This is a genomic window from Streptomyces sp. NPDC001933, from assembly GCF_042890955.1.
In the GTDB taxonomy this organism is placed as follows: Bacteria; Actinomycetota; Actinomycetes; order Streptomycetales; family Streptomycetaceae; genus Streptomyces.
In genome coordinates, this window is record NZ_JBIASS010000061.1 from 1 (window position 1) to 12,414 (window position 12,414).

Consider the following 12,414-nt stretch of genomic DNA (forward strand, 5'->3'; position numbering starts at 1 on the left):
GCGGACAGTGGACAGCGGTCAGGCTACGGTCCGGGTCGGACAGGGCTCCGACGGCTGGGGCAGCCCGCGTGACACGGACGTCACAGTGCCGTTGGGCTGCACGCCCCCGAACCGGGCTCGTCCTCCTCGATCAGGAATCCGGGTGGTAGCGGAGGAGGCAACCGCGGTCCCTGCTCCAGAAGGTGGCGGAGGTGCGGTGGCACCGGAGCTTTGACAATCGGGCTTGCCGGACCACGCTCCGGGAAACAGGCCATCATACCGCTGCTGACGTGTACCAACCCTATCTCCGGTGAGCCCCCCATGGGGGGCGCGTGTTCATACTCAGTCTCTTGTCCACAGTTAACGCAACGCATGTCTCACCCCTGCTCCTGGGCCACCGCAAAATCGTGGCTCCTTGGTCCGCCAGCGGCGGCTTGATGTTCCTGGGGCTCGCGCAGCCCCACTACTTGGTCGTCGACGTTCCCCGGGCGGTTCCACGCGCGGCGTCGCCGCCACCGGTGGACTGCACGCTGATGCCCGCGATGGCGGTGTCCTCTCAGGGTTCAGCCCTCGTCGACGTACTCCCAGAAGACCGGCGAGTTCGGTCACCGAACACAGCGGAGACCGCCGCCGGCGTATGGGAAACTTGCATCTCGGAAGTGCCTTGCTGATCGTGCGTGCTGGAAGCCTGAAGAACTCCCATCATCGCAGGTCACGAGGCACTTCCTCGTTTCAAGAAGAGTTATCCACAGACGCCGGATCAGTGGATCAAGGCTTAGCCCGGCAGCCCGAGCACGTCCCGGACTTCTTCGCGACGAACAGATGCCGATAAACCGTCACTTGGCGCTGAGGGATGCCGCAGAGCGTCACCTTGTCCGCCGTCAAGGCGTGCCACAGAGCCGGGGCGCCTGTCTGCAGGCATGCCGTGAAGTTCGTCTGGGCAAGCCCGAGCGCGAACCTGAAGGGCCGGAGGTGGCGACCAAGCTGCGGCATGGCCACCACCCTTGCACGTGGCCCGATCAACGTGAAGTCAAAGAGACACGCCCTAGGTCTCGGTACTCACCACCCTGGGACCGTGACCCCTGCCGCCTCGAACGGGTCCAGCAGCACCCGGTACTGCTCCTCCGTCAGTTTCGTACGCTTGCAGACAGCGCACGCGGCGATCGAGCAGGCGGGTTGGATGTCGAAGCAGAGGTGCGGGCGGAAGGCGTCCAGCTCGTGGGTGCGGCGGAGGAGAGCGGTGCGGACGGCACGTTCGATCGCGGAGTTCTCAGACGCGGAGACCCTGGTCGCACGGCTGGCCTCGCGGCCGCCCCGGCTCCAGCGGTCAAGGGAGTCCTCGTACAACGCTGCGAGCGCCGCCGGCGGCAGAGCCGTGGACTCCTCAATGAACCGTGCGGTGGCTGCCTCCATGCCCCGTCCCTCCCAGATCTCGACCAGGGCACCCACACTACGGCCCGGATCGGACAGCCCGCACCACTCCCCCCCCGAAACGACACATCGCTTGGGCGGGTTGGCACACGGCACGAGCCCGGTCCTCCGACGGTTCGGAGGACCGGGCCCGCTATGGGCGCCGAGGACGACGCCCGCCCACTATCGTCACGACGAGGAGAGCCACCCCGAGCACGACTGCGGCGATTCCGGTGGCAAGGAAGCCCCCTGAGGACTGCCCCATACGAGAAACCGTGATCAGCAGGACGCCGACGATGACGAGCATGATCATGTGACGGCGATACCGTGCCCACTGAGCCATCATTAGGAGTCGATTCCTTGTGTTCGGGGACGATGCGCCGTGACCGTACCAGCCCGCGGCCAGCCGGACGTCGCCGCGCTCACTGGTCCCACCACCCGTGCAGAGGCCTGAGTCAGACCGGCCCGTCCCGCGGCGGTGGCTCCCAGGCCGGGGTGGATTCGCCGGCCTTTTCGCGCGGCCAGCTGCTTGGCGTCAGCAGGAGCACACCGGCTCGGTCCGCTCGGCGGACAGCAGTCGCGGGCGCGGTGCCGGCTCCGTGCTCCTGGTCGTGCTCGTCGTCGGTCCGGTGCCCGGCGGGCGGCGCCCGGTGTATCGAACGGCCTGCGGCGGTCTCCACCAGCCCGGATGTGCCGCCCATCGATCACCAGGCGTTCAAGGAGCTCCAGGAAGGGTTCTACGAGTCCTATGCCGATGTGTTCCTTTGCAACTCCGCCCTGGTGAGCAAGGTGGTCAATGACGCCTTCGACGTGCTGGAGCTGCGCTGGGACGAGGCTCTGGCCAGCTCGGACGTGGTGAGGTTCGCGTGGTCCGTGCTGCGGAGCAGCGTGATGGCGCGGGCCCCGCATGTCGATGGCCGTCCTGATTTCGGGGCCGCCGCGTTCGACACCGTGGCGTTGGAGCGGGCGGCGTCCGATGAGGAGCGGTTCGCCCAGTACGAGGAGTCCAGCGCGTTGTTCAAGGTGCTGAGCCGCCTGCCCGATCAGCAGCTCGATGTGATGGTCCTGCGGCATCTGCGCGGCATGCCGCCTTCCACCGTTGCCGATGTCCTCGGTGTTCCGATTGCCTCCGTCCGATCCGATGAGCGGCACGCCAGGCATGTGGTGGAAGCCGTTCTCGGTACTGAAAGCGACCCTGAAGGGAATGCATTGTGACCGCTATCGACGAGCTCCTCTCGCGGGCCCGGCTGATCGACCATCCGAGCAGGCCGGAAGATCCGTACGACCGGATCTCCGGCGCGGGCGGGCTCGTGGCCGGTGGGGCCGGCGTCGGCCCCACAGACTCTCTGAGTGAGGCGGCGAACCAGGATCTGCTGGCCTTGTGCGAGGCGTTGGTGTCGCGCACCCCCGCCTCCGCGCTGAGCGGGTTCGTGACCGAGCAACTGCCCGATCCGGACGGAGCCCGGGTGCTGGGCTGCATCCTCCAGCTCGCCGAGTCGGAGGACGGGGCCCGGTCGTGGTGGCAGTACGCCTCCGGAGCCGGAGACAAGGCCGCGTCCTACTGCCTGTATCTGCATCATCTGTCCCTCGGCGAGAGGGATGCCGCGGCCTGGTGGTACGAGCAGACACAGGTGGACAGTTGCCCGGCCCCCTCCACGCCGGCGAAGGGATCTGCCCCCGGCCAGAAGGAGTCGCAGGGATCCTGGACCGTACCGGAGTCGGTACGGAGCGTCGACACCAGCATGCCTACCGTGCTGCGGGTGTTCCGCCAGCTCATCCACCGCAGTGGCCGCCGCCGCTCCGAGGTAGTCGATGCCCTGATGGAGTACCTCCCCACAGCCGTCGCGGTCGGGTATGTCCACGATGAGCCGGACGTCGATCTGCCTCTGCCCGGGCCCGACTTCGCTGAGCAGGTCGGAATTCTGGTCGCGGCCGCATCCTCGATCAGCACCGGGGACAAACCCCGCCGTCGTGAAGGAGACGGGACCCAGATCAGGCGCAGAAGCACCAACGACGAATCCGGAGAACATCAACGGACAGACGAAGAAGTAGAAGGCACCGTACGAGGCAGCAGATGACGACCCGGCAGGAGCCCAGTTCAGCGCGCGTCGCCCGTCTCCCTAACCTTGCGCCTTCACGGGGTGGGCTGCCCAAGAGTTGACCAGAAACGCAGGGGTTGCGCGGCGCAGGGGAACGACGACGTCTGCACCGGTGGTTTTGGGGCTGAGCCGGTAGTAGCTGATGTGTGCGAGGCGGCTACTGCGGCCTGAGTCCCTGCCCGGTTGCGGCGCGTGGTCAAAGACGTCGGTCATGGGCACAGAGTGCCGAGTCAGGCGGTGCTGCTGGTGGAGACACGGCTGTACCCCGGGCCAGAGCGCTGATCCGGGGTGCTGGGGACTGGGGTGAAAAGCTGATCACCGGTGGTGAAGCAGGCCCAGCCGGTGGACACCGTACCGGGCGGCCGCGCGGTCGGTCCGCGTCGGGGAGGGCCCAGCCTCTCGGGCCAACGGTGTCGACTCTCGTCTACAGACGTGGCCAGGCGACGGCTTCCGCCCGGCCGGGCTCTTTCGGTACCGCAGCCGGCGACGAGCGGCCAGAGAGATCAGGCGGAGGGGAACCGGCGGCGGAACTGTGCAACTCGGGTCTGACGCGGGTGGCTGCTGGGAGTTTTGCAGCGTTTCCGGGCGCTGCGCCGCAGTCGGGGTAGGCGATATCCGTCACTCGCCGCGAAGCCGATGGCGTCGCTTCCCGGTTCGTCCGTGTTCTCCAACGCCTATGCCAGTCTCGAAGGCTCGCGGGCCAGGGTCTTTCAGCGACGGGTCCGCCGCCCTGTGGCGGCGGACCCCATTGTTCTTCTAGAGCTGGCGCCATTCGTCGCCGACCTGGTCGGTCTGGCGGATGATCTGTTCTTCGGCCGCGGGAGCGGGCCACACCTGAAGCAGGTAGGCCTCGACCGGGTCGTCGTCCGGGCCGAGACTGTCCTTGGCACGTCCCTCGTCACGGCCTCGGGCATGGACACGCACGCGGTAGCTTCCCGGTCCGCTGGTGGCGAGGTCGGGCAGGTCCTCGGCTTCGCCGTCCTCCCAGGAGGTGACAAGAGCCGAGCCGGTGGTGGAGACGAACGACGTCTCCACCACCTCGTCCCAGTCACCGTCGTGGAGCGGTGGCTCGGACACGTGCGTGGTAACGGTGACCTCGACCGGTCCGACGGTCAATCCGGTCAGGACACTGGCACCGTCCTCCTCGACGGCGATCAGCCCGTTGCCGGCGTCCGCGATGTCCGGTGCCTGGTCGGTACCGAGGTCCGGGTCGACGATGTAGAACTGACGGGCATACACCCACACACGGGTACTCCCACGTTCTTCCGGCATACGGGTGCCTCCTCGGCGTCAGGAGATGGCGACCCAGAAGGCGTCGCCGTTCAGGATCCTATTGTCCTTGTACGCCTTGAGCAGGTACTTGGATCCACCGGCGGTGCTGTTGTGCTTCTCGTTGATCATCCTGCGGCTGAAGACACCCGTCGCTCCGCCTTCCTTGGTCGACGCGAAGGGGTACTCGTCGCAGCTCTTGCCCGTCGGGCGGGGCAGACTGCTCGGGCAGGCCTTGCCACGGTTCTTCTTAATCAGCGCCTTGTCAGTGGTGCGGTGCAAAGGCTTGCCCACGCCGGGCAGCCCCGGATGCCCCTTCAGCTTGCGCTGCGCGTCCCAGACATGCTGCGCCGCTTCCTTGACGTTCTTGTCGGTGCGGGACATCGCGAAGACAGGAACATACCCGGGGTGAACACACCCGCCTGCCTTGGTCGTGATCCCCTTGACGGAGTCGCAGCGCACGGTGGCGGCCTGCGCGAGGCTGCCGGTGGCAGGTGACCCGACGGCCGCCTTCAGGGTGACGACGGGTGTTTCCTTGTGCTTGAGCGTCTTCGGCCCGGGTGATTTCAGGGCGAACGGGAAGCTGGTTTCCTTCTTGACCGACAGCCCCTTGGCACCGGGAGCGGAGGTCACCGTGCACTTGGTCTTCGCGGACTTGCCGCAATTCAGCTTCAGGCTTGCGATCACGCCCCGCGCCGCCCCGCTGGCACTGGCCGGGTAGAGACCGATGGTGTGCTTCCAGGTACGCGAGTCCCTGGCCGCCAGCGACGTACGCTGAGTGACCCGGATGTTCATCGTGCCCAACAGCTTCCCACTGGGCACCTCAATGATGTCGAACCGCAGGCTGCTCATCGAGCACGCCTTGTGCCGGTCATAGGTGAGGTAGCCGGCCCTGCATGTCAGCCCGGCCGCAGCTGACATCGCGGTGGACGCGGCGGCCGTTGTCCCGGTCGCCTGGGTACAGGTGGCGGTGTGCTCACCGCGCGCGGCGGCGGACTGAACGGCCTTGTGGCAATCGGCATTCAGTGCTTGGGCGGTGGGCTGCGCATGGGCGGGTGCGGTGCCGGTCATGAGGGCAGCTGTGATGCCTGCCGCTCCGATGACCGCCGCGATCCGTTGACGTGTGATGCTCAATTGATTCCCCCTCCTGACGGCCCGGAACGCAGCAGGGCTGGAGATGTCAACTGGCTCCCCCGAGCAATGCCCTGTGCTGCGGTCAGGCACACGACGCAACAGACTTGGCTGTTGCAATGTGAGCAAACGTATAGACAGAACCTCTACCCATCAAGCGAATTGCAAGTTTCCAGACAATAGGCTTATCGAGCAGACCGAAAGTCATCTGAGGAGACGAGTTGCAATCGAGTCACAGGAGCACTATTGCAAAGTTGCTGGCGACTCGAACGACATCGGGGGATGGGCGGCGAAAGCCTGCTGGCGCCGTGGGCTACAGGGCGCCGCGCCCTCTGGTTGTCCTAGGTTGTCGGCTTTGGGGGCCCGCGCCTGGTGAACGTTTCCAGCGAGTCCGGGTCGCTGGAACGCATGTCCGGCGAAACCCCCGCCTACGGGGTCTCAAAGGCGGCCCTCAACGTCCTCACCCGCAAGCTCGCGGCCGTCCCGCCAGATCACCTGGCCGTCGCCGGCATGGAACTGCGCCCCGGCAGGGCTCGCAGGATCGGTTCCGTGAAGTTCCCAACCAAGGTGGCACTGGCCCGGTCCTGCCCCAGGGGCCGGGCTGGTGGTACGAGCCCAAGCTCGACGGCCATAGAACAGTGCTGCACCGTACCGACGAGACCGTCGTGCGATCCGTACGGCCCTACCCGTCGGCCAGGCCCGTCTCAGGCTTGCAGATCTGGAATGCCTCGATATCCGCCTGCCCGAACCCGTCGCGCTCCTCCTGGCCGAACTCGTCGCCCAGTCGCCGCCCTCCGGCTGGGCAGCGAACTTGCCGCGCCACTGGCTCTTCCCCGGCACCCGCCCCGGCCAGCACATCTCCTCCGCCGCCCTCGCCAGACTCCTGGCCGCACACCACATCCCCATCCGGCCGGCCCGCACCACCGCACTGGTCCAGCTCGCCGAGGACCTGCCGCCAGCCGTCCTCGCACCCCTGCTCGGACTCCACGCAGTCACCGCCGAGCACTGGCGGCGCCGCGCGGCCACGACTGGACCGCCTACCTCGAAGCCCGTATGTCCCCCCGGGACGGTGGCCCACCGGTGCTGGCTGTCGTCACCCGCGAGGCGGCCCCACCAACCATCGAGTGATGGGCCGTCATCGCCAGCACTCGGTCAGGGCTTCAGAATGGTGGCTCGTCGGACCACAGGTGCGTCGTCGGCACGAGCGGGGGCGGGAAGCTTCTGTGCAACAGGATGGCCAGGGCCTCCTCAACGCGGCCGAGGTCGACGAGGTAGCCGGCGAGGTCATGGCTGTTCCTGCGGTCGTGCTGCTGGAGGACGGTAACGGCTTCCTCGGTGCGGCCGACACCGGCGAGGAGGTGTGCAACGTGCTCCGCCGCGTACCAGGCGGTGCCTTCGGGGTGGGCTCGGGCCCGTTCAACCGCCTCGTCGACCCCACTGCAGGCGGCGATCAGCGGCAACCGCATCCAGTACAGCTCCCACTCGTCCTCGCCCCCGCGCTGGGCGTCGAGGGCGTCGAGGTGGGCGAGGCCGTCGGCGGGGCGGCCCTGGTCGAGGCACAGCTCGGACAAGGCGTGGAGAATCCAGTCGTCGCTATGGTGCGCGTCGGCCTGGGCGCGCATCACGGCGATCGCCTCTCCGCCCCGTCCGTGTCGGGCCAAGAGCTGCGCAAGCTCGTAAGCCGAGTTCGGGTCCCGGGTCGCGGGGCCGCCGGCCTGCCCGTATACCGCGATCGCGCCCTCCACGTCGCCATCCTCCTCCAGCAGCTCCGCCAGCCGCTGTACGGCCTCCTCATGCCCGTCCAGCGCGGCGTAGGCGCGAAGTTCCTCGACTCGGTCGTGCCGGGTCAACAGGTCGGCGAGTTGGTCTCGGCAGTTGATTGAGGTGATCTGTCGGCGGCGGAGCAGAGCGATGGCCTCATCAATGTGGCCCTGGCGCTCGCGGATCGTCGCGAGCAGGCCGAGCGCCATGTCGGAATCGAGGCCGCGGCAGCACCACGGGCCGTCGCAGCAGTGGTCGGCCCGGATCCGGCCGACGAGCAGCGCGGCGGCCTCCTCTTCGCGGCCGGCAACGGAGGCGACGGCGACCAGGGCAGTGGCGAGCACCCAGTCGTCGACGTGCGGCACGAGCAGATCGAACGCTTCCTCGGCGCGGCCGTGCCGGGCGAGCAGCCGCGTGTAGGCCTCCAAAGCCATCGGGTGCCCCGCTTCCATGCGGGTCTGGCTGATCTCGATCGCCTCGTCGATGCGGCCCCAGCCTTCCAGCAACTTGGCCGCGGCAACAACAGCCGTCCACCAGCCCGTCGCCACGTACGGGGCGAGCGCCTCCAACGCGTCGGCCTCTCGGCCCTGCTCACCCAACACCCGCGCCCACGCCAGCGCGCAGAACCACTCCCCGCGTCCGGCCTGCAGCTCAACCACATCGGCATGGCCTCGTTCGAGCAGCCGCGAGACCAGCTCCGGCGGTATGCAGCCGGACCGCGTCCGGGCTCGGTAGTCAAGATCAGTAGCGTCCACGGCCAAGCACCATAGCGCTCGCCCCTGACACCGGGCCGACACCACCGACATCTTCGAATACAGCACAGTTGGAATGACGCTCCCCGCCACTCGGAGCCTCGAAGTGGGATGCGGAACGGCGCGAACAGTACGCCAACGACCTCACCGTCGACAGGTCGCTGGTCGCCGTCACCGCGAAGACCAACCGGTCCAAGGCCGACCGGGACCCAGCCGAATGGCTCCCGCCGGCCACGTCCGCGCAGTGCACGTACGGCGCCGACTGGGTGGGCACCAAGCTCCGCTGGAAACTCACCGCGGACGACAAGGAGCGCGCAGCCCTGGAGAAGCTGGCCAAGGCATGCTCCGACACCGTCGTGAAGTACGAGGTCGCCCCCTGACCAGCAACCAGACATGTGCCCTCACCGTATCCGGGTCGCGGTGAGGGTGCCGTACCGGCCGGACCCGGCCAGTACCTCCACGACCAGGTCCAAATGCCGTGACCACGCTGTGGCGCTCGGGTTCGGGAAGGCGCGGATCACGATGTGTGCCTTCCTGATTCAACTCCATGTCGCTGTTGCGGGGTTGCGGGGGCGGAAGTGCTGGGATCGCCGCGGAGGAAGAGGGTCGGGGCGGGGAAAGCCTGCTCCTCCCCCGCGGCAAGTCGGGGCAAGGACGGATCGTCCGGTACCCCGGCGGTCACCGGGCGGGGCTCCCGGCCGATGCTGCCCGGTGGGGTCAGGTGGCGCAGGTGTCGAGCATCTGGGACAGGGCTGCGGCCTCGGCCGGGTTGGCGGTGAGCTGGTAGGTGGCCTTCACGCTGATCCAGGCACGGCTGTAGGTGCACCAGTACGACTGCAGCGACGGCTTCCAGTTCCCCGGGTCCTTGTCGCCCTTCGCCCGGTTGCTGCCCGCCGACACCGCGATCAACTGCGAGTCGACCAGATCGTTGGCGAACGCGCGCCGCTCGGGCGTCGACCACTCCGAGGCCCCCGACCGCCAGGCTCCTTGAGGGGGACGACGTGGTCGATGTCGATGCGGGAGGCGGAGTCGATGGTCAGGCCGTCGTACTCGGAATACCAGCTGCCGGACACGGCCCGGCACTGGTCGTCCTGGACCACCTCCTGACCGTCGCGCTGAAGCACGACCTCACGGGTGTCACAGGTGCCGTGCTGGGTGATCCAGTGCGGGAACTTCGCCCTGCTGTAGCCGGGGACGTCGTCCTCGTCGGCCACCACCAGGTCCGCGAGCAGTTCGCGGGCCTTGACCGCGTCGGGCGGTTCGGGGAGCTCGCGCAGGGACGGCGCCTGACCGGGGAGCGCCTGGCGGGCGGGGGTGTGGGGGCCTGCCGCGGTGGCGGTGATGGGGGCGGCGGTCAGCGCGAGCCCGGCGAGAGCCGAAGCGGCGGTGAGGAGCGCGGTTCGGCGCAGATGACGAATCACGCCGATCATGCTCCGGGCCCCTGTCAGCGCAGAATCGTTGCTGCCCGGCGTGTGTCACCCGCGTGGGTGGGAAGTCGTACCGGGTGCGTGGCGCGGGTCTGGTCCTGGGCTGGTGCTGGGCCCTGTTCGTGCACGTAGAGCCCGTTCGGCTCCTCCGCCGGAGTGATCCCGCGGGCCACGTCGTTCTTCCTGCGCATCGCAGCCGGTATGCCTGGTGTCGTGATCAAGAATGTGATGCGTGCCGCGGCAGTCGCCGCCCTGGCCCTGCCCTCTCTGGCCGTCCCCGCCTCCGCCTCTGGCATGGTGCGGGCCGAGATCGACTGCCCGCCCGGCTACGTGTGTATCTACCCCGAGATCAACTTTGGCGGACAGCCATGGGTACGACGCGCCGTCGACGGCGGCGTGAAGGACCTTCCGTCCGCGATCCGGGACCGCGGCAGCTCGGTCCGCAACAACTCCGAACGCACCGCCCGTGTCTACGAAAAGCGGAACTACAGCGGCCGCTGGGTCTGCGTGACCCGCAGCGGCGGCTCCATCCACGACCTTCGCGGCTACAACCTCAACGACCAGACCCGCTCCCTGAAAATCAACAACAACGACTGCGGCTGAACACGAACACCTCCTACGGACGTGGACGGCCACCCATACGGTGGCAGCAGCAGGACGCTGTCTCGTGCATCAGCGGGCGCTCCTGGGCAGCCGCTTCTGGTGATCGCCGCGGGCGGGGACTCGCGGCGAGGACTTCGTCGTCACCAGGCCCACGGCGCAGCCCTGAGCAGTCGGGAGAGTCCGAAGAGGCCGCCCTGGCCGGTGTGGCTGGGCCGGCTACGGCGCCATCGGTGTCTTCTGTAATGCGATCACTCCCGCCTCGCACAAGGATCGGAGTACGGGAGGCGGCCCGGCCGCGCCCCTGTCTCCGCGCGGGGTCAGCGCGCCTTTCTTCCTGGCGCGCTGGTCCGCTTCCCGTCCCACTACCCGCCAGGGGGGCCTGGAGGTACGGATGCCGCGGCCCTTGTGGACCGGAGCAGTGAGTTTTGGTCTGGTCAGCATTCCTATCAAGGTCGTGAGCGCGACCGAGGACCATTCCATCCGCTTCCACCAGGTCCACCTGGAGGACATGGGCCGGGTCCGCACACGCAAGATCTGCTCGATCGACGACGAGGTCGTGCCGCAGGAAGAGATCGGCAAGGGCTACGAACTCACCAAGGACGAGCTCGTCCCGGTCACCGATGAAGAACTCGACGAGATGCCGCTGCCCACCGCGAATGCGATCGAGATCGTCGCGTTCGTCGACGCCGACAGCATCGATCCAATCCGGATCAGCGACTCGTACTTCCTCGCGATCGACGGGCAGGTCGCGGCGAAGCCGTACACGCTGCTCCGCAAGGCGCTGGAGCGCTCCGACAAGGTCGCGGTCGCCAAGTTCGCGTGGCACAACCGTGAGCGGCTGGGGCTGCTGCGGGTGCGTGAGGATGCGATCGTGCTGCACGCGATGCGGTGGCCCGACGAGATCCGTAGCCCCGAGTCCCTCAAGCCCAAGGACGTCGACCTGGGCGACGAGGAGATCGAGCGGGCCGTCCAGCTCACCGACACCATGGCCCTCGACGACATCTCCGGCTTCCGGGACGAGTACCGCGAAGCCCTGGAGGAACTGATCGAGGCGAAGGCCGAGGGCACCGAACTCCCGGAACCGGCCGAGGGCGAGGAGCAGGAGCCCGGGAAGGTCGTCGACCTGATGGCCGCTCTGAACGCCTCCGTCAAGGCGGCCAGAGAATCGCGCGGCGAGCACGGCCAGGACCAGGACGCCACCGTGCACGCGATGCAGCCACGCAAGAAGACCGCGGCGAAGAAGAAGGCCGCCCCGGCCAGGAAGACCACGGCCGCCAAGAAGACCACGGCGAAGAAGACCACCACGAAGAAGACCGCGGCCGCGAGGAAGCGCAGCGCGTCCTGAACAGGCGCGGAGCCGGATGGTCATGGAGTTGCCGCGGATCGCTCCGATGCTCGCCACCCCGGGCAGCCTGCCGCCCACGGCCGCATCCCTGCCTCATCAGTGCACCTGCGACGCGTCAGGAATTCTGGACGGCGCCTACGAACCACTCAACCTTGCTCCGCAGGTCTGGCGAGAGGTCGGAGAGGCCGCCGACGATGAAGGTCAGTTGCCTCGCAAGTTCCGGATAAGCGCTCCAGACAGCTGAGTTCCTGGTCAGGACCGCGCGCAGCAGGTCGCCCTCGTACATGTCGCCTTCGGCCAGCGGGTTGTCACGAAGCACCTCCACCGCGAGCGGAAGAAGCACCGGCAGCCCAATGTCCTGCCCGATCAGCAGGCGCAGGTCCTCAACGGTCAGAGTCCCGACCGGCCGACTCCGCAGGGCATGCGCCGTCGCAATGAGACGGGTGGCGTCAGGCGGGGGCGCCTGCCAGCGATCACGTTCAAGCTCCTCAAGGGACCGACTACGGTCGATAGATACAGTCACCAGGCGATTCTCTCGTGAATGCGTGTGGTCGGGGGGGGGGGGGGGGGGGGGGGGGGGGGGGCCCCCCCCCCCCCCGCCCCCCCCGCCCCGGCCCCCCCCCCGCGGCGCCCCCCCC

Annotated in this window: 10 protein-coding genes and 2 pseudogenes; 5 read left to right on the forward strand and 7 right to left on the reverse strand. The window is 68.1% G+C overall.

Translation table 11 applies throughout. The features are described from left to right. Window positions 1-1,038: 1,038 nt before the first annotated feature. The gene (locus ACFYY7_RS43855) at window positions 1,039-1,392 is read right to left on the reverse strand and encodes a hypothetical protein (RefSeq protein ID WP_388671583.1); all 354 of its coding nucleotides are present in this window, start codon (window positions 1,390-1,392) and stop codon (window positions 1,039-1,041) included. 687 nt (window positions 1,393-2,079) lie between these two features. Here ACFYY7_RS43855 and ACFYY7_RS43860 point away from each other — a divergent pair. Next, window positions 2,080-2,604, forward strand: a complete 525-nt coding sequence (locus ACFYY7_RS43860; RefSeq protein WP_388671586.1) for a sigma-70 family RNA polymerase sigma factor — start codon at window positions 2,080-2,082, stop codon at window positions 2,602-2,604. Next, window positions 2,601-3,467, forward strand: a complete 867-nt coding sequence (locus ACFYY7_RS43865) for a hypothetical protein (RefSeq protein WP_388671589.1) — start codon at window positions 2,601-2,603, stop codon at window positions 3,465-3,467. Before ACFYY7_RS43860 ends, ACFYY7_RS43865 begins: the two co-directional genes overlap by 4 nt. A 777-nt stretch (window positions 3,468-4,244) precedes the next feature. Here ACFYY7_RS43865 and ACFYY7_RS43870 read toward each other — a convergent pair. From ACFYY7_RS43870 to ACFYY7_RS43885, 4 genes are all read right to left on the reverse strand, one after another. Next, entirely contained in the window at window positions 4,245-4,727 is a 483-nt protein-coding gene (locus ACFYY7_RS43870) for a hypothetical protein (protein ID WP_388671592.1), read from the reverse strand. 51 nt (window positions 4,728-4,778) lie between these two features. Next, window positions 4,779-5,828, reverse strand: a complete 1,050-nt coding sequence (locus tag ACFYY7_RS43875; protein ID WP_388671594.1) for a NucA/NucB deoxyribonuclease domain-containing protein — start codon at window positions 5,826-5,828, stop codon at window positions 4,779-4,781. A gap of 742 nt (window positions 5,829-6,570) precedes the next feature. Then, window positions 6,571-6,876: a hypothetical protein gene (locus ACFYY7_RS43880; protein WP_388671596.1), complete on the reverse strand. Its 306-nt coding sequence runs from the start codon at window positions 6,874-6,876 to the stop codon at window positions 6,571-6,573. A 172-nt stretch (window positions 6,877-7,048) separates the two neighbouring features. Further along, window positions 7,049-8,470 (reverse strand): tetratricopeptide repeat protein, encoded by a 1,422-nt coding sequence (locus ACFYY7_RS43885; protein ID WP_388671599.1) that lies wholly within the window; start codon window positions 8,468-8,470, stop codon window positions 7,049-7,051. Between the two features lie 26 nt (window positions 8,471-8,496). Here ACFYY7_RS43885 and ACFYY7_RS43890 point away from each other — a divergent pair. Then, a pseudogene (locus ACFYY7_RS43890) lies at window positions 8,497-8,781 on the forward strand (HNH endonuclease); the annotation flags it as partial. A 337-nt stretch (window positions 8,782-9,118) separates the two neighbouring features. Here ACFYY7_RS43890 and ACFYY7_RS43895 read toward each other — a convergent pair. Beyond that, window positions 9,119-9,831: pseudogene (locus ACFYY7_RS43895) on the reverse strand (HNH endonuclease family protein). 210 nt (window positions 9,832-10,041) lie between these two features. Between ACFYY7_RS43895 and ACFYY7_RS43900 the strand changes: the two are divergent. Together ACFYY7_RS43900 and ACFYY7_RS43905 are read left to right on the forward strand one after the other, a co-directional pair. Next, the gene (locus tag ACFYY7_RS43900) at window positions 10,042-10,431 is read left to right on the forward strand and encodes a peptidase inhibitor family I36 protein (RefSeq protein ID WP_358951924.1); all 390 of its coding nucleotides are present in this window, start codon (window positions 10,042-10,044) and stop codon (window positions 10,429-10,431) included. 391 nt (window positions 10,432-10,822) lie between these two features. Next, the gene (locus ACFYY7_RS43905) at window positions 10,823-11,776 is read left to right on the forward strand and encodes a Ku protein (RefSeq protein WP_388671603.1); all 954 of its coding nucleotides are present in this window, start codon (window positions 10,823-10,825) and stop codon (window positions 11,774-11,776) included. Between the two features lie 115 nt (window positions 11,777-11,891). On the opposite strand, the gene ACFYY7_RS43910 is transcribed toward ACFYY7_RS43905, so the two are convergent. Continuing rightward, complete coding sequence (locus ACFYY7_RS43910) at window positions 11,892-12,299, reverse strand: contact-dependent growth inhibition system immunity protein (protein WP_388671606.1); 408 nt, start codon at window positions 12,297-12,299, stop codon at window positions 11,892-11,894. Window positions 12,300-12,414 lie beyond the last annotated feature (115 nt).